Annotated in this window: 14 protein-coding genes and 1 tRNA gene; 4 read left to right on the forward strand and 11 right to left on the reverse strand. The window is 69.2% G+C overall.

Annotation, left to right across the window (positions count from 1 at the left end):
- The first annotated feature begins 76 nt into the window (after nt 1-76).
- Nucleotides 77-1,411 carry a protein kinase gene (locus ABZY12_RS04970; protein WP_356887219.1) on the forward strand — a complete coding sequence of 445 codons (1,335 nt, stop codon included), beginning with the start codon at nt 77-79 and terminating at the stop codon, nt 1,409-1,411.
- A 44-nt stretch (nt 1,412-1,455) separates the two neighbouring features.
- On the opposite strand, the gene ABZY12_RS04975 is transcribed toward ABZY12_RS04970, so the two are convergent.
- From ABZY12_RS04975 to dnaA, 11 genes are all read right to left on the reverse strand, one after another.
- Complete coding sequence (locus ABZY12_RS04975; RefSeq protein WP_356887221.1) at nt 1,456-2,790, reverse strand: hypothetical protein; 1,335 nt, start codon at nt 2,788-2,790, stop codon at nt 1,456-1,458.
- Nucleotides 2,791-3,114: 324 nt separating this feature from the next.
- Nucleotides 3,115-3,249 carry a DLW-39 family protein gene (locus tag ABZY12_RS04980; RefSeq protein WP_003958712.1) on the reverse strand — a complete coding sequence of 45 codons (135 nt, stop codon included), beginning with the start codon at nt 3,247-3,249 and terminating at the stop codon, nt 3,115-3,117.
- Between the two features lie 158 nt (nt 3,250-3,407).
- Nucleotides 3,408-3,481: transfer RNA gene (locus tag ABZY12_RS04985), tRNA-Ile, on the reverse strand.
- Between the two features lie 74 nt (nt 3,482-3,555).
- The gene (locus ABZY12_RS04990) at nt 3,556-4,137 is read right to left on the reverse strand and encodes a DUF3566 domain-containing protein (RefSeq protein ID WP_356887223.1); all 582 of its coding nucleotides are present in this window, start codon (nt 4,135-4,137) and stop codon (nt 3,556-3,558) included.
- A gap of 105 nt (nt 4,138-4,242) precedes the next feature.
- Entirely contained in the window at nt 4,243-6,873 is a 2,631-nt protein-coding gene (gene gyrA / locus ABZY12_RS04995; RefSeq protein ID WP_356887225.1) for a DNA gyrase subunit A, read from the reverse strand.
- A 41-nt stretch (nt 6,874-6,914) separates the two neighbouring features.
- Nucleotides 6,915-8,960, reverse strand: coding sequence for a DNA topoisomerase (ATP-hydrolyzing) subunit B (gene gyrB / locus ABZY12_RS05000; protein WP_356887227.1), 2,046 nt, complete (start codon nt 8,958-8,960; stop codon nt 6,915-6,917).
- 394 nt (nt 8,961-9,354) lie between these two features.
- Nucleotides 9,355-9,915, reverse strand: coding sequence for a DciA family protein (locus tag ABZY12_RS05005; RefSeq protein WP_356887229.1), 561 nt, complete (start codon nt 9,913-9,915; stop codon nt 9,355-9,357).
- Complete coding sequence (gene recF, locus ABZY12_RS05010; protein ID WP_356887231.1) at nt 9,912-11,033, reverse strand: DNA replication/repair protein RecF; 1,122 nt, start codon at nt 11,031-11,033, stop codon at nt 9,912-9,914. The genes ABZY12_RS05005 and recF overlap by 4 nt, the downstream gene beginning before the upstream one ends.
- Before the next feature lie 56 nt (nt 11,034-11,089).
- A complete protein-coding gene (gene gnd, locus ABZY12_RS05015) occupies nt 11,090-11,968 on the reverse strand; it encodes a phosphogluconate dehydrogenase (NAD(+)-dependent, decarboxylating) (RefSeq protein ID WP_356887233.1) in 879 nt (292 codons plus the stop codon).
- Between the two features lie 111 nt (nt 11,969-12,079).
- Nucleotides 12,080-13,210, reverse strand: a complete 1,131-nt coding sequence (gene dnaN / locus ABZY12_RS05020) for a DNA polymerase III subunit beta (RefSeq protein ID WP_356887235.1) — start codon at nt 13,208-13,210, stop codon at nt 12,080-12,082.
- Between the two features lie 890 nt (nt 13,211-14,100).
- On the reverse strand, nt 14,101-15,891 hold the full coding sequence (gene dnaA, locus ABZY12_RS05025) for a chromosomal replication initiator protein DnaA (RefSeq protein ID WP_356887237.1): 1,791 nt from the start codon (nt 15,889-15,891) through the stop codon (nt 14,101-14,103).
- A 394-nt stretch (nt 15,892-16,285) separates the two neighbouring features.
- On the opposite strand from dnaA, the gene rpmH reads away from it, so the two are divergent.
- Genes rpmH through yidD form a run of 3 tightly spaced genes read left to right on the forward strand, consistent with a single transcriptional unit; the run spans nt 16,286 to nt 17,142 of the window.
- Nucleotides 16,286-16,423, forward strand: a complete 138-nt coding sequence (gene rpmH, locus ABZY12_RS05030; RefSeq protein WP_015659252.1) for a 50S ribosomal protein L34 — start codon at nt 16,286-16,288, stop codon at nt 16,421-16,423.
- A gap of 24 nt (nt 16,424-16,447) precedes the next feature.
- A complete protein-coding gene (gene rnpA / locus ABZY12_RS05035) occupies nt 16,448-16,819 on the forward strand; it encodes a ribonuclease P protein component (protein ID WP_356887239.1) in 372 nt (123 codons plus the stop codon).
- A complete protein-coding gene (gene yidD / locus ABZY12_RS05040; RefSeq protein ID WP_015034858.1) occupies nt 16,816-17,142 on the forward strand; it encodes a membrane protein insertion efficiency factor YidD in 327 nt (108 codons plus the stop codon). The genes rnpA and yidD overlap by 4 nt, the downstream gene beginning before the upstream one ends.
- The last annotated feature ends 3 nt before the right edge of the window (nt 17,143-17,145 follow it).

Here is a 17,145-nt window from a genome sequence, read left to right on the forward strand (position 1 = left end):
GCCGGCCCGCTCGACACGGCGACCGAGACGGGCACGGCGGGACCGAGACGGCACGACGGGGAGCGGGCGCAGCGCAATGGGTGAGGTCTTCGCTGGTCGGTACGAGCTGATCGATCCGATCGGACGCGGTGGCGTCGGCGCGGTCTGGCGCGCCTGGGACCACCGGCGCCGTCGCTATGTGGCGGCCAAGGTCCTCCAGCAGAGCGACGCCCACACTCTGCTCCGCTTCGTGCGCGAGCAGGCGCTGCGGATCGACCACCCGCATGTTCTCGCCCCGGCCAGTTGGGCCGCGGACGACGACAAGGTGCTGTTCACCATGGACCTGGTGGCCGGCGGTTCTCTGGCGCATGTCATCGGCGACTACGGCCCGCTGCCTCCGCGCTTCGTCTGCACGCTGCTCGACCAGTTGCTGTCCGGTCTTGCCGCGGTGCATGCCGAGGGGGTCGTGCACCGCGACATCAAGCCGGCGAACATCCTGCTCGACGTGACCGGAACCGGGCGGCCGCATCTGCGGCTGTCCGATTTCGGCATCTCCATGCGCAAGGGCGAACCGCGCCTGACCGAGACCAACTACGTGGTGGGCACGCCGGGTTACTTCGCACCCGAGCAGATGATGGGCGCGGAACCGGACTTTCCGGCCGACCTGTTCGCGGTCGGCCTGGTCGCGCTCTATCTGCTCCAGGGTCAGAAGCCCGATTCGCGGGCGCTGATCGAGTACTTCATGGCGCACGGCACCCCCGGCGCCCCGGAGGGCATTCCCGAGCCGCTGTGGCAGGTGATCGCGGGTCTGCTGCAGCCCGATCCGCAGGCACGGTTCCGGACGGCCACGGGCGTACGCAAGGCGCTCACCGCCGCGGTCGAGATGCTGCCCGACGCGGGACCGGACGAGGAGCCGGTCGAGGTCTTCGACCAGATCGGGCCGCTGCCGCCCGGCTTCGGCCCGAACGGCCCCGAGAAGCCGGCGCCACCGGCCCCTGCCGCCATGCCCGCTCCCGCCCCCACACACGTACAGCAGCGGCCGCAGCAGTCTCCCGAGCAGCCCCTGCGGCCGCTGCCGCATCCTTCCGAGACGGGCAGCTTCCATCTGCCCCCGCCGCCACGGCCGGCCGCCGCCGGCCCCACGCAGCCCCCGGTCCCCGCTCCCTCCGCGCACACCGTCTCCCCCCGTCCCGCCGCCGCGGCGGACGTCGCCCAGGTCCCGACGGCCGCGGTGTCGTACGAACAAGCCGCTACCCGTCCATACACCGCTCGGGCCGCGCGGGTTCCCACTCAGGCCGACGGCGTCCCGGTGAACACCCCGGTGAACGCTCCCGTGAAGCGGCCGGGACCGCCCCCGAAGGTGGCGGTCCCGGTGCTCATCGTGGCGCTGATCTGCTTCGCGGTCGGTATCTGGGCGCTCACCCAGACCTGACGGCCGAAGGCCTCGGATCCTGGCCGGGGGCCGAAGGCCGACCGCTACCAGGCCGCCGGTGGTCCGAACCGCGCCGGACCGCCCTGCGGTACCCGGGCCGCCCGCCGTCGCGCCACGACCGTCCACACCCCGAGAGCGAGGACCAGCACGGAACCGGCCCCGATGCCGGCCGCGGCGACGAGCCGCATGGAGTCGCTCCTCTCCACCTGGGGTCCGCTGAGACCGCTGGCCGCCGCGTCCTTGTCGCCCTCGGTGACCTGGAACGGCCCGGCGTCCCCGGCGTACGCGGGCCCGGCCTTCGGCGTGCCGGTGATGTTCACCCGGAGCGTCAGCGGCACCGGCTTGTCCCCGTACGCCTTGGCGACCTCCGGGCTGAGCGTGGCCGACAGGTAGTACCAGCCGGCGAACCGCAGGGCGTTCGTGTAGCTGTTGGAGGAGTAACGGTTCTCGAAGGCCACCGGCCGGTGCGGGTCCAGCGCCAGCGTCGCCGGGTCGCCGTCGTAGCTGACGGTGTCCTGATCGACGTGCCCGCGCGCCGGGTTGTCGAGCGACAGCACGAGCGCGTTGCCGATGTACGTGTCACCGGAGGTGCTCGTGCCCAGCTCCGCACTGGCGAAGATCTGCTGATTCCAGTCGACCGGCACCCGGTAGAACAGCGTCTGGCCGGGCTTGATGTCGGTGCGCCACTCGCCCTGCCCCAGCGAGGTGGCGTCATGGAAGCCGGCGCCGCCCTGCCGCTTCTGGGGCCCGCCCGCGGGTGGCGGGGGCGAGGACGAGGGCCAGTTGTCCGGCAGTGCGGTGGGACCGGTCCGCTTCACTCCCGGCTCGGTGAGGTAGCGGATCTCAAGTTCCCAGTCCTCGGGTGTGGAGGCGGACTTGGAGGTCCGCTCGACGAGCACGTAGTACGTGCCGGCCTGCTGGCAGGTGGAGCCGCCCGCCTCGATCGTGCGGTGGGCGTAGGCGGTGACGGGCCGGGTGAACCCGGCGGACTCGAAGGCCGTGTCCTGGTAGCCGCACTGGGCGTTGGAACCGTCCCGCATGCTCACCTTGATGCCGTCGCCGTACTCGGCCTTGCCTCCCGGCTTGGGGACGGCGACCACGGAGACGTACGCGTTCTGCTCGGCGTCGAGATCGACGCGGTAGTAGAGCTTGCCGTCCTTCTCGATGGTGTCCCGGTAGGTGCCGCCGGCCTTCAGCCGCTCGGCGTCCAGGCTGGAGGCCGCGCCCTTGACCCGCTGCGCCGTGCCGTCGAACGTGTACGGGCTCTCGCCGGCCGCCCACACCTGGCCGGACAGCGCGCCGGCCGCGCACACCGCCGCGACCACGGCTCCGGCCATCCGTCCTGTGCGGAGCACGCCCCGCCCGCGCTGCGTCTTCACGCGCCTCTCCTCGTCTCCGTCGCCGTACCGTGCCCTCAGGAGGCCGCCGCCGGAATCGGGCCGACCGGACCGAGCGCCGCGGCGGTGCGGTCCATCCTGCCCCGCCCGTCACTCCGCTGTCTGCGCGCGGCCGAATCACCCGGCTGTACGAGCCGTCGTCATCGGCCGGGGAAGCTGAAGGAGTCGGACACCTGCCCCCGCATTCACCAAAGCAACGTAAGCGTTCACGAAAGCGAACTCAAGAGATTTCCCTCGGCCCCCGAACAGCACGAAGCCCCGGCCGCTCAAGCGCGGCCGGGGCTTCGCCCACAGACAGTCTGCGTCTCACACACCCGAACCTGCGGGCACGGAGTCGGTCGCCTCCGTCCACAGATCCTGCTCGGCGCGATCCGCCTGGATCTGGCGGTACACGAGGAGCCCGCCGATGGCGGCCAGTGCGACCAGGAGAAGCTTCTTCACCGCGCGACCTCGTCTTTCGTTGACGTAGGAGACTTCTGACGCCCACTCTACACATCGACCGATACCGATCGGTGACCTACTCCCCGGTCTTGACGGCCGTGTGGCAATGACAAAGCGATCGGCCCGGACGGAGAATCCGTCCGGGCCGATCGTCACTGTGGGGCTAACAGGATTTGAACCTGTGGCCTCATCCTTATCAGGGATGCGCTCTAACCAACTGAGCTATAGCCCCGCCGCGCTCTTGCGGGGTGTCCCGCGCGCTGACTCCTGAAGATTAGCGCACGTGGGGGCCAGTCCCAAAATCGGTTACTCGTCCTCCGCCAGCGTGAGCTCCACGCCGCCCACGAAACCGGCCGACAGGTTGTAGATGAACGCGCCCAGCGTCGCCAGCGCGGTCATCAGGACCACGTCGATGACCGCGATCACCGACGTGAACATGAGCACCCGAGGCAGCGACAGAAACGACTGCAGATCGAATCCGTTGGACTCGTTCGAGCCCGTCGCCTCGCTGATCGTGCCGCCGACGGTCGAGAAGACGCCCATGGCGTCCATGACCATCCACAGCACCGCCGCCGCCACGACCGTGCAGATGCCGAGGGCGATGGAGAGCAGGAAGCTCACCTTCATCACCGACCACGGATCGGCCTTGGCCACCCGCAGCCGCGCCTTGCGGGTGCGGGGCGTGGTGCGTGCCCCCGTACGCGGCCGGCGCACCGCCGCCGCGTTCTGGCCGTCCGCGCCACCCGTACCGCCGGCGGCCGGCGCCTGCGCGCCGTACGCCTGCGGCGGATGGTACGGCCCGCCCGGCTGCTGCGCTCCCGCGCGGTCGCCCGGCAGCGGCCCGTTGTACGTGTCGTACGAAGGCTTGGACCCTCGACTGTCCGTCACCGCAACCCCCTGGGAGTCCGTGGTGGAACCACGGGCACCGTCCGCTCCAGCACCAGCAGAAGCTCCGGCAGCCGCCGATCCGGCGCCCGTGGCTCCACTCACGCTCTACTCCTCGTGCTCCCCGGCCGAGGGCTCGATGCCCTCGGCTGCCTCGGTCGCGGCAGCGACCTCGACGCCTTCCGTGTCCTCGACACCTTCGTCACCGTCGACGATCCCGGCACCTTCGACCTCTTCGGCCTCGCTGCCCGCCTCGGCGTTACGTGCGATGCCGACGACGGCATCGCGCTTGCCCAGATTGATCAGCTGGACGCCCATGGTGTCACGGCCGGTCTCCCTGACTTCGTTGACTCGCGTGCGAATCACACCACCGGAGAGCGTGATGGCGAGGATCTCGTCCGTCTCCTCGACCACCAGCGCGCCCACGAGCGAACCACGGTCCTCCACGATCTTGGCGGCCTTGATACCGAGGCCACCGCGACCCTGGACGCGGTACTCGTCGACGTTGGTCCGCTTCGCGTACCCACCGTCGGTGGCGGTGAAGACGAAAGTACCCGGCCGGACGACATTCATCGAGAGCAGCTCGTCGCCCTCGCGGAAACTCATCCCCTTGACGCCGGACGTGGCACGCCCCATCGGACGCAGCGCGTCGTCCGTCGCGGTGAACCTGATCGACTGCGCCTTCTTGCTGATGAGCAGCAGATCGTCCTCCGCCGACACCAGCTCGGCGCCGATCAGCTCGTCGTCGCTGCCGTCCTCGGTCTCCCTGAGGTTGATCGCGATGACGCCGCCCGAACGCGGCGAGTCGTAGTCCTTCAGCGCGGTCTTCTTCACCAGGCCGCCCTTGGTGGCGAGCACCAGGTACGGCGCGGCCTCGTAGTCGCGGATCGCCAGGATCTCGGCGATCTGCTCGTCCGGCTGGAAGGCCAGCAGGTTGGCCACGTGCTGGCCACGCGCGTCCCGGCCGGCGTCCGGAAGCTCGTACGCCTTGGCGCGGTAGACCCGGCCCTTGTTGGTGAAGAACAGGAGCCAGTGGTGGGTCGTCGACACGAAGAAGTGGTCGACGATGTCGTCCTGCTTCAGCTTCGTGCCGCGTACACCCTTGCCGCCGCGCTTCTGCGAGCGGTAGTCCTCGGTCTTCGTACGCTTCACATAGCCGCCACGCGTGATGGTGACGACGATGTCCTCCTCGGCGATCAGGTCCTCGATGGACATGTCACCGTCGAAGGGCACCAGCTTGGAGCGGCGGTCGTCGCCGAACTTCTCGACGAGGAGCGCGAGCTCCTCGCTGACGATGGCGCGCTGGCGCTCCTCGGAGACGAGGATCGCGTTGTACTCGTTGATCTTGGCCTGGAGCTCGTCGTGCTCGGCGACGATCTTCTGGCGCTCCAGGGCGGCGAGCCGGCGCAGCTGCATCTCGAGGATGGCGTTGGCCTGGATCTCGTCGATCTGGAGCAGGCCCATCAGGCCCTCGCGCGCGACCTCGACGGTGTCGCTGCGCCGGATGAGCGCGATGACCTCGTCGATCGCGTCGAGCGCCTTGAGCAGACCGCGCAGGATGTGGGCGCGCTCCTCCGCCTTGCGCAGCCGGAACTTCGTCCGGCGGACGATGACCTCGATCTGGTGCGTCACCCAGTGGCGGATGAACGCGTCCAGCGAGAGGGTGCGCGGCACACCGTCGACGAGCGCCAGCATGTTCGCGCCGAAGTTCGTCTGCAGGTCGGTGTGCTTGTACAGGTTGTTCAGCACGACCTTGGCGACGGCGTCGCGCTTGAGCACGATCACGAGCCGCTGGCCGGTTCGGGACGAGGTCTCGTCGCGGACGTCGGCGATGCCGCCGATCTTGCCGTCCTTGACCAGGTCGGCGATCTTCTGCGCGAGGTTGTCCGGGTTGGTCTGGTACGGAAGCTCCGTGACCACCAGGCACTGGCGGTTCTGGATCTCCTCGACCTCGACGACCGCGCGCATCGTGATCGAGCCACGACCGGTGCGGTACGCCTCCTCGATGCCCTTGCGGCCCACGACCAGCGCGCCGGTCGGGAAGTCCGGGCCCTTGATCCGCTCGATGAGCGCGTCGAGCAGCTCCTCGTGGGTGGCCTCGGGGTGTTCCAGCGCCCACTGGGCACCGGCGGCGACCTCGCGCAGGTTGTGCGGCGGGATGTTGGTCGCCATACCGACCGCGATACCGGCGCTGCCGTTGACCAGCAGGTTCGGGAAGCGGGCCGGGAGGACCGTCGGCTCCTGGTTGCGGCCGTCGTAGTTGTCCTGGAAGTCGACGGTCTCCTCGTCGATGTCCCGGAGCATCTCCATCGACTGCGGCATCATCTTGCACTCGGTGTACCGCATGGCGGCGGCCGGGTCGTTGCCCGGGGAACCGAAGTTGCCGTTGGAGTCGACGAGCGGCATCCGCATCGACCACGGCTGGGCCAGGCGGACCAGGGCGTCGTAGATGGAGGAGTCACCGTGCGGGTGGTACGTGCCCATGACGTCACCGACGACGCGGGCGCACTTGTAGAAGCCCTTCTCGGGCCGGTAGCCGCCGTCGTACATCGCGTACAGCACGCGACGGTGGACGGGCTTGAGGCCGTCCCGTACGTCGGGCAGCGCGCGGGACACGATGACGGACATCGCGTAGTCGAGGTACGAGCGCTGCATCTCGGTCTCGAGCCCGACGGGCTCGACACGGAGGGCCACCGGCTCTTCTTCTTCGGTCGTGGCAGGGGTGTTCTCGTCGGCCATTGCTGGTCTTCAGTCCTTTCGTGCGGTCAGCTGAGACCGACTCAGATGTCGAGGAAGCGGACGTCCTTGGCGTTGCGCTGGATGAACGAGCGCCTCGCCTCGACGTCTTCGCCCATCAGCACCGAGAACAGGTCGTCGGCCTGGGCCGCGTCGTCCAGAGTGACCTGGCCGAGCACACGGTGGTCCTGGTCCATGGTGGTGATGCGCAGTTCCTCGGCGTTCATCTCGCCCAGACCCTTGAAGCGCTGGATCGAGTCTTCCTTGATCCGCTTGCCGTTCTGCTTGCCCAGCTCGACCAGCGCGTCGCGCTCACGGTCCGAGTACGCGTACTCGAAGTCGTCCCGGCCCCACTTGATCTTGTAGAGCGGCGGGCGGGAGAGGTAGACGTGACCGGCCTCGACCAGCGGACGCATGAAGCGGAAGAGGAAGGTCAGCAGCAGGGTGTTGATGTGCTGGCCGTCGACGTCGGCGTCCGCCATCAGAATGATCTTGTGATAGCGGAGCTTCTCGATGTCGAAGTCCTCGTGGACTCCGGTGCCGAAGGCCGAGATCAGCGCCTGGACCTCGGTGTTCTGCAGAATCTTGTCGATCCGGGCCTTCTCGACGTTCAGGATCTTGCCGCGGATCGGCAGGATGGCCTGGTACATCGGGTTCCGGCCGGACTTGGCCGAGCCGCCGGCGGAGTCACCCTCGACGATGAAGATCTCGCACTTGGAGGGATCGTTCGACTGGCAGTCGCTCAGCTTGCCGGGCAGCGACGCCGACTCGAGCAGACCCTTGCGACGTGTGAGGTCACGGGCCTTGCGGGCCGCCACGCGCGCGGTGGCCGCCTGGATCGACTTGCGGATGATGTCCGCGGCCTCGTTGGGGTTGCGGTCGAACCAGTCGTTGAGGTGCTCGTGGACGACCTTCTGCACGAAGGTCTTGGCCTCCGTGTTGCCCAGCTTGGTCTTGGTCTGGCCCTCGAACTGCGGCTCACCCAGCTTGACGGAGATGATGGCCGTCAGACCCTCGCGGATGTCCTCGCCCGTGAGGTTGTCGTCCTTCTCGCGCAGCAGCTTCTTGTCGCGCGCGTACCGGTTGACCAGACCCGTCAGCGCGGCGCGGAAGCCCTCTTCGTGCGTACCGCCCTCGTGGGTGTGGATCGTGTTGGCGAAGGAGTAGACACCCTCGGTGTACTGCGAGTTCCACTGCATCGCGATCTCGACCGAGAGCATGCGCTCCTTGTCCTCGGCCTCGACGTCGATGACGGTGGGGTGGATCAGCTCGCCCTTGCGCGAGTTGAGGTACGTGACGAAGTCGACGATGCCGCCCTCGTAGTGGTACTTCACCGTGCGCGCCGTGGGCTCGGCCGCCTCCGCGTCCGGGTCGTCGGCGCCGACCGTGGCCTTCGCGGACTCGCGCTCGTCGGTGAGCGTGATCGTCAGGCCCTTGTTGAGGAAGGCCATCTCCTGGAAGCGGCGGGAGAGCGTCTCGAAGGAGTAGTCGGTCGTCTCGAAGATCTCCGGGTCGGCCCAGAACGTGACCGAGGTGCCGGTCTCGTCGGTCGCCTCGTGCTTCGCGAGGGGCGCGGTGGGGGCGCCCATCTTGTAGTCCTGCGTCCAGCGGTAGCCGTCGGTCTTGACCTCCACCGAGACCTTGGTGGAGAGGGCGTTGACGACGGAGACGCCGACGCCGTGCAGACCGCCGGAGACCGCGTAGCCGCCGCCGCCGAACTTGCCGCCCGCGTGCAGGACCGTCAGCACGACCTCGACGGCCGGCTTGCCCTCGGACGGGACGATGCCGACGGGGATGCCGCGGCCGTTGTCGACGACGCGGACGCCGCCGTCGGCCAGGATCGTCACGTGGATGGTGTCCGCGTGACCGGCCAGGGCTTCGTCGACCGAGTTGTCGACGACCTCCTGCACCATGTGGTGCAGACCACGCTCACCGGTCGAGCCGATGTACATGCCGGGTCGCTTGCGGACAGCGTCCAGACCCTCGAGGACGGTGATCGCGCTGGCGTCGTACGACGCAGCGTTGGCGGACTGGGTGTTCTCGTTGGGGTTGCCGGAATCGGCCACGAAGCGCCCTTTCTGGCACAGCACAGGCCGTTCTCCGGGCATACGGGAGCGGCTGCGTCGTTCGACATGTTCCGCAGGGTGGCGGGATTGTCTCCCAGTCTACCGGTAGCGCTGACACTCATGGGGGTTTGCCGGTACCTGAGTCCGCATGTGCCGCCCTGGGCGGGAGCGAGACGACTCCCCATATCCAGGGAGGGGCTCCAAAGGGCTCTGACGGCCACCCAGCGCTTCGGGCTGTTACCAGCTGTGGGCAATCGTCCGCTGGGCGTCCCCCCGGCGAAGCCAGGGGGAGGAACGGGTGGGCGCAGCCCACGAAAACGCTGCCCCCGCCCGGGCCCCGCACACGGCACCCCCGGGCGCGTCCACACCACGGGCGAGCCCGCACCACACCGCCCGGGCCCGCACCCAGGGGCAAACGTCAGCCGTACGTGTCCCCCGGCCCGACCGACCCCGGCGCCCTGAGCGGCCCGTACCGCCGCGCCCCGGACGACGGCCCCAGAACCTTGATCACCCGCACCGTCCCGTGCCCCAGATCCTCGTTCAGCCGCGCCACCAGCTTCGGCGCGAGCAGCCGCAGCTGCGTCGCCCAGGCCGTCGAGTCGCACTGGACGGTCAGCACCCGCTCCTCCGGGTCCTCGTCGTACTTCAGCGGCTCGCAGTGCTTCGCCAGGTCCTCGCCCACGATCTGCGGCCAGCGCCCCATGACCCCGCCCACCGCCGCCGGCGTCTCCCAGCCGCGCTCGGTGATCAACCTGTTGATCGCGGAGCCGAGCGCCATCGGGTCCCGGCCGTCGGCGTGCGCGCCGGACCGCAGCCCGCCGCCCCGCCGCGCCTGCTTCTTCTGCTGGGCGGCCGCGCCCCGCGCCCGCGCCTGCTCCTTGGCCGCGCGCAGCGCGACCCGCGCCAGATCGACGCCGGAGGGCTCCGGCGCCTTCGGCGCCGCCTGGGGGCCGGCCTCGACGCCCTCGTTCTCGCTCACAGCCGCTCCACCGAACCTTCCGCGACCCCGTACCGAGCCCCCGCGAGCACCGCGGGCACGTCGTCGTCCACCGCGGCCGTCACCAGGACCTGCTCACCCGGTGCCACCAGCTCCGCGAGCCGCTCCCGGCGCCGCGCGTCCAGCTCGGCGAAGACGTCGTCGAGGACGAGCACCGGCTCGTTCCCCTCCGCCCGCAGCAGGTCGTACGAGGCGAGCCGCAGCGCCAGCGCGTACGACCAGGACTCCCCGTGACTGGCGTACCCCTTCGCCGGCAGGTCGCCCAGCTTGAGCAGCAGCTCGTCCCGGTGCGGCCCGACGAGCGTGACGCCCCGCTCGATCTCCTGTTTCCTGACCTCTCCGAGCGCCGCGGTCATCTGCTCGTAGAGCTCCTCCCGGGTGTGCCCGGGACCCGGCGCGGACGGCCGGTACTCCAGCAGAATCGGTCCGCCGCCCGGCGCCAGCTGCTCGTACGCCTTGTCCGCCAGCGGCTGCAGCACACCGATCAGATCCAGCCGCTGGGCGAGCAGTTCGGCGCCCGCCCGGGCCAGGTGCTGGTCCCACACGTCGAGGGTCGACAGGTCCATGCCACGGCCCCCGTGCCGGCGGGCCATGGCCGCGGACTTCAGGAGCGTGTTCCGCTGCTTGAGCACCCGCTCGTAGTCGGAGCGCACGCCCGCCATACGCGGCGCGCGCGCCGTGATCAGCTCGTCGAGGAAGCGCCGGCGCTCGCCGGGATCGCCCTTGACCAGGGCGAGGTCCTCCGGCGCGAACAGCACCGTCCGCACGATCCCGAGCACATCACGGGGTCTGACCTGCGACGACCTGTTGATACGGGCACGGTTGGCCCGGCCCGGGTTGAGCTCCAGCTCGATCAGCTGGGAGCGCTCGCCCTGGGTGACGGCAGCCCGGATGATCGCCCGGTCCGCCCCCATCCGTACGAGAGGCGCGTCCGACGCGACGCGGTGGCTGCCGAGGGTGGCGAGATAGCCGACGGCCTCGACGAGATTCGTCTTGCCCTGGCCGTTCGCTCCGACGAAAGCGGTGACGCCCGGGTCGAGCGGGACCTCGACCCGGGCGTAGGAGCGGAAGTCGGCCAGCGACAGATGCGTGACATGCATGGTGTGCGCCGACCTTCCCCCGGCTGCTGTGCACCGCGGGGTGCACAGCCTGTGGATTACTTCTTGGACTCGACCGCGTGGCCACCGAACTGGTTGCGCAGTGCGGCGATCATCTTCATCTGCGGGGAGTCGTCCTGACGGGACGCGAACCGCGCGAACAGCGACGCGGTGATCGCGGGCAGCGGCACGGCGTTGTCGATGGCGGCCTCCACGGTCCACCGGCCCTCGCCGGAGTCCTGTGCGAAACCTCGGAGCTGGTCCAGGTGCTCGTCCTCGTCCAGGGCGTTGACCGCCAGGTCGAGCAGCCAGGAGCGGATGACCGTGCCCTCCTGCCAGGAGCGGAAGACCTCGCGCACGTCGGTGACGGAGTCGACCTTCTCCAGGAGCTCCCAGCCCTCGGCGTACGCCTGCATCATCGCGTACTCGATGCCGTTGTGGACCATCTTCGCGAAGTGGCCGGCGCCGACCTTGCCCGCGTGGACGGAGCCGAACTCGCCCTCGGGCTTGAGCGCGTCGAAGATCGGCTGGACCTTCGCCACGTTCTCGGCGTCGCCGCCGTACATCAGCGCGTAGCCGTTCTCCAGGCCCCAGACGCCGCCGGAGACGCCGCAGTCGACGAAGCCGATGCCCTTCGCGGCGAGCTCCTCGGCGTGCCTCTCGTCGTCCGTCCAGCGGGAGTTCCCGCCGTCCACGACGATGTCGCCGGGGGAGAGCAGTTCGCCCAGCTCGTCGATGGTGGACTGCGTCGCGGCACCGGCCGGGACCATGACCCACACGACGCGCGGACCCTTGAGCTTGCCCACAAGCTCTTCCAGGCTGTGGACATCGGCGAGGTCCGGGTTGCGGTCGTATCCGATGACGGTGTGGCCTGCGCGGCGGATGCGCTCACGCATGTTGCCGCCCATCTTGCCGAGACCGACGAGACCGAGCTCCATCAGAGATTCCTTAAGCGTCGTGTGCGGTTCGTACCCGCGTCCGAGCCTACGCCCGGACGCGGGTGCACACCTGTGGGGTCAACCGCTCAGTCGACGGCTGTCCGGCCGGGGTCAGCCGCTGAGGCGGACCGGCATGATCAGGTACTTGTACGCCTCGTCCGCCTCCGCGTCGACCGCGGGCTTGCCGCTCAGGAGCGCGGGCTTGGTGGAGGTCGTGAAGGAGAGCTGGGCGACCGGGGAGTCGATCGCGCTCAGACCGTCCAGCAGGAACGTCGGGTTGAAGGCGATCGAGATGTCGTCGCCCTCCAGCTGCGCGTCCACACGCTCCACAGCCTGTGCGTCGTCGCTGGAGCCGGCCTCCAGGATCAGCACGCCCTGCTCGAAGCTGAGCCGGACCGGGGTGTTGCGCTCGGCCACCAGGGCCACACGCTTGACGGCCTCGACGAACGGAGCGGTCTCGATCACCGCGATCGAGTTGAACTCCGTCGGGAAGAGCGTCCGGTACTTCGGCAGGTCACCCTCGAGCAGCCGGGTGGTCGTGCGACGGCCCGCGCCCTCGAAACCGATCAGACCCTCGCCCTTGCCGGAACCGGAGAGCGCCAGGGTCACGGTGTCGCCGCTGGTGAGCGCCTTGGCGGTGTCCAGCAGCGTCTTCGCGGGGACCAGGGCGACGGCCGAGGCGTCCGGGGACTCCGGCTTCCACAGGAACTCGCGGACCGCGAAGCGGTAGCGGTCGGTGGAGGCGAGGGTGACCGTGTCGCCCTCGATCTCGATGCGCACACCGGTGAGGACGGGCAGCGTGTCGTCGCGGCCAGCGGCGATGGCGACCTGGGCGGCCGCGGAGGCGAAGACCTCACCGGGCACCGTGCCGGTGGCGGTGGGCATCTCCGGCAGCGCCGGGTACTCCTCCACAGGCAGGGTGTGGAGGGTGAAGCGGGAGGTGCCGCAGACCACGGTCGCCCGTACACCGTCTGTGGAAATCTCGACCGGCCGGTTCGGCAGGGCGCGGCAGATGTCGGCGAGCAGGCGGCCGGAGACGAGGACGGTGCCGTCCTCCTCGACCTCCGCCTCGACGGAGACCCGGGCCGAGACCTCGTAGTCGAAGCTGGAGAAGCTCAGCGCGCCGTCCTCGGCCTTCAGCAGAAGGCCCGCGAGTACGGGCGCCGGCGGACGGGCCGGAAGGCTGCGGGCCACCCAGGCCACCGCCTCCGCGAGTACATCGCGCTCCACCCGGATCTTCACCGGAACCGCCTCCTGCTGTTGCTGGCTCTTCGTCGACTGCGGGAACCAGTCTGACGCACGCCACCGACACTCGGTGCGGCTCGGGGTCAAGTCGCGACAAGAGGTCGCCGACGGTCCGGGCTCGAGTTGTGCACAGGTCCCACTTCGAAGCAGATTCCGGGCTAACCCTATGTGGGAGTAGTAGTAGGGCCTGTGGAAACCGTGGATAACGCCATCTGTGCAGGTCAACGCCGGTTTTTTGTCCACCGACCCTGTGGGTGGAGCCCGTGGACAACCGGGGCGTTCTGTGGACGCCCGAAAGTTCTGCACACCCGGTACACAGGCACCCCGGAGTTCTCCCCAGTGCTGTCCCCAGCTTTACCCACGTTCCCCACAGGCCAATCGTCTCCCTTGGTGTGACCGCTTTCACTCGGAGCGGGGAGCCCGGGTGTTTCGTTGCCGAACAGTGGACAGGGGTGTGGAGAAGCTGTGGGCAACTCCCCGGGCCCTGTGGGCCGCCGGTGGACAACCCACACCGGCCCCTGTGGACGAATGATTCGTCCACAAGCTGTGGATCACGGTTGCCAACAAATCCACACGGTCCTGACCTGGTGTGATGATCTCCCATCCGGAGAGCCTGTGGACATGATCCGGATAACTCGGCGATCCCCACCCTGTGGACGGAAGATCATCCCCCAAGTTGTGGAGAACCGGCGCGCCTCTCCCTCTATTCGAACGGCGAGCCCGCGCACAGCCGTGTGGAAAGGCCCGGAGGGCCGCCCCGGAGCCGCCTCGGAGCCGCCTCGGAGCCGTCTCGGAGCCGCCTCCGAGACACCCCAGTACGCCGAAGGGCGCCCCGGGATTCCCCGGAGCGCCCTTCACAGCCGCCTTCCAGAGGCGGAGAGGCTGTCTCAGCCGTTCTTGATGCGGTTGGTGAGTTCGGTGACCTGGTTGTAGATGGAGCGCCGCTCGGCCATGAGCGCGCGGATCTTCCGGTCCGCGTGCATCACCGTCGTGTGGTCGCGGCCGCCGAACTGCGCGCCGATCTTCGGCAGCGACAGGTCGGTGAGTTCGCGGCACAGGTACATGGCGATCTGGCGGGCCGTCACCAGGACCCTGCTGCGGGAGGACCCGCAGAGGTCCTCCACCGTGAGGCCGAAGTAGTCGGCCGTCGCCGCCATGATCGCGCCGGCGGTGATCTCCGGTGCCGCGTCCTCGCCGCCGGGGATCAGGTCCTTGAGGACGATCTCCGTCAGTCCGAGGTCCACCGGCTGCCGGTTGAGGCTCGCGAACGCGGTCACCCGGATCAGCGCGCCCTCCAGCTCGCGGATGTTCCGCGAGATGCGGGAGGCGATGAACTCCAGGACCTCCGGCGGGGCGTTGAGCTGCTCCTGCACCGCCTTCTTGCGGAGGATCGCGATCCGCGTCTCCAGCTCCGGCGGCTGCACATCGGTGGTGAGCCCCCACTCGAAGCGGTTGCGCAGCCGGTCCTCGAGGGTCATCAGCTGCTTGGGCGGCCGGTCCGAGGAGAGCACGATCTGCTTGTTGGCGTTGTGGAGCGTGTTGAACGTATGGAAGAACTCCTCCTGCGTCGACTCCTTGCTCGCGAGGAACTGGATGTCGTCGACCAGCAGGATGTCCACGTCGCGGTAGCGCTTGCGGAAGGTGTCGCCCTTGCCGTCGCGGATCGAGTTGATGAACTCGTTGGTGAACTCCTCCGAGCTCACGTACCGCACGCGGGTGCCGGGGTAGAGGCTTCGCGCGTAGTGCCCGATGGCGTGCAGCAGGTGCGTCTTTCCGAGGCCCGACTCGCCGTAGATGAACAGGGGGTTGTACGCCTTCGCCGGCGCCTCGGCCACGGCGACGGCGGCCGCGTGGGCGAAGCGGTTCGAGGAACCGATGACGAAGGTGTCGAAGAGGTACTTGGGGTTCAGACGCGCGTGCTGCTCACCGGGGGCGCCGGACGAGCCCTGCCCGGAGGACGAGCCGGGACGGCCCGTCCCGGGGCCGCCCACTGCCGGACCGGCGGGGCCGCCGGGACGGGGGCCCTGGCCGGCGCCCGGGCCCTGCCGCTCGGGAAGCTCGGCCCGCTCGGGGCGCTGCTGCTGCTCGTACGACGGCGGGCGCTCGTCGTACCGCGGCTGCTGGGACTGCTGGTGGCGGGGACCGGCGTAGGGGTCGCGCTCCTGGAAACCTCCGAGTCGTGGCTGCTGCCAGGAGAGGTCCTCCTGGGTGCGCGGCCAGGAGCCGGGGTCGGGGCGCTGCTGCTGGTAGTCCGGGTAGGCGGGGCGGGCGGTGGGAAGCCCGTCGTCCTGCATCGGCCGGTGTCCGTAGCCGTCGTACTTGTCGTACGACTCCGGGGACGGTCGGTCGTCGTACCGCTGCTGCTGCTGCTGGTGGATCGGCGGCGCCGGCGGCGTGGGTTCACCGACCGAGTCGTCGACGGTGATCGCGATCCGGATCGGCCGGCCGCATTCGCGGCTCAGGGTCTCGCTGATCAGCGGCGCCAGGCGGCCTTCGAGGACTCGCTTGCCCCACTCGTTGGGGACGGCGAGCAGCGCGGTGTCGGCCACCAGCGCGAGAGGCTGGCAGCGCTCGATCCACTGCTTGTCCTTGGGCTCGATGCCCTGCTGGCCCTCTCCGAGGAGGTGCTCCAGCACGCGTGGCCACACTGCGGCAAGATCGGCAGGTACGTCAGCCACAGGGCACGCTTCCTCGCAGGTCCCACGAATGTGTGGTTCTCGGGACGGTTGGTCGAAGTCCGTCAGGACAGGTGACAGGACAGGTAAGGACAGAACGGAAAAAGATTTAGGAGTCCAGCCACGGTAGTCGCGGCGGCTGACCTCGTTCAAGTTGTTGTCCACAGCCTGTGCACAATGGACCCCGGCGATCGGCTGGTTTGACCGGATGGCGTAGCCGCGCGTACCGTAACCAGGTCGAGTTGTCGATGGCTGCTGCCGCCTGCCTCCGATGGGCAAAGATCACGGTCTGTGATCGTGAAGCGGTGCACTCGGGCGTATTGCGAGCTACTCGTGGGCGCACGGTGACAGCCAGGCGATGTCCCGCCACCACACGAATCATTTCTGGAGCCCCCGAGTGAGCAAGCGCACCTTCCAGCCGAACAACCGTCGTCGCGCCAAGACCCACGGCTTCCGCCTGCGCATGCGTACGCGTGCCGGTCGCGCCATCCTGGCGAACCGCCGTGCCAAGGGTCGCGCGAGCCTGTCCGCCTGATCCGCTTAAAAAACAGGTCATGACGTGCTGCCTACCGAGAATCGGCTGAGGCGGCGCGAGGACTTCGCAACCGCGGTACGCCGAGGGCGCCGGGCCGGTCGCCCGCTCCTCGTCGTCCACCTACGTAGCGGTGCAACGGACCCGCACGCGCCTGGGGAGAGCGCTCCCCCGACGCGTGCGGGTTTCGTCGTGAGCAAGGCCGTAGGCGGTGCGGTCGTACGCAACCAGGTGAAGCGACGCCTGCGCCATCTCGTCCGCGAGCGGCTGTCCGAGCTGCCCCCCGGTAGCCTGGTGGTCGTACGGGCGTTGCCCGGAGCCGGCGACGCCGATCACTCTCAGCTGGCCCGAGACCTGGACGCCGCTCTTCAGCGGCTCCTGGGAGGGGGCACGCGATGAAGTACCCGCTGCTGGCTCTCATCAAGCTGTACCAGTGGACGATCAGCCCGCTTCTCGGGCCCGTCTGCCGGTACTACCCGTCGTGTTCCCACTACGGATTCACGGCCATCGACCGGCATGGCGCGATCAAGGGCACAGCCCTGACCGCCTGGCGCATCCTGCGGTGCAATCCGTGGTCGCCCGGCGGCGTGGACCACGTGCCACCGCGTAAGCGTCCTCGCTGGCACGAAATGCTGCGGAACGCACTGCGTGGCGACAAGGGCGGGTCCACCGCCGAGACGAGCCCGGCCGCAGAGACCTCGCCCAATGCTCAAGGAGCCTGATTA

The sequence above is a fragment of the Streptomyces sp. NPDC006551 genome (assembly GCF_040611675.1).
In the GTDB taxonomy this organism is placed as follows: Bacteria; Actinomycetota; Actinomycetes; order Streptomycetales; family Streptomycetaceae; genus Streptomyces.

What these genes read in the sequence shown, in the direction of transcription:
- ABZY12_RS04970 (WP_356887219.1), top strand. Translation starts at nt 77, where the DNA reads ATGGGTGAGGTCTTCGCTGGTCGGTACGAGCTGATCGATCCGATCGGA.
- gyrA (WP_356887225.1), bottom strand. Translation starts at nt 6,873, where the DNA reads ATGGCCGACGAGAACACCCCTGCCACGACCGAAGAAGAAGAGCCGGTG.
- recF (WP_356887231.1), bottom strand. Translation starts at nt 11,033, where the DNA reads ATGCATGTCACGCATCTGTCGCTGGCCGACTTCCGCTCCTACGCCCGG.
- gnd (WP_356887233.1), bottom strand. Translation starts at nt 11,968, where the DNA reads ATGGAGCTCGGTCTCGTCGGTCTCGGCAAGATGGGCGGCAACATGCGT.
- yidD (WP_015034858.1), top strand. Translation starts at nt 16,816, where the DNA reads ATGAAGTACCCGCTGCTGGCTCTCATCAAGCTGTACCAGTGGACGATC.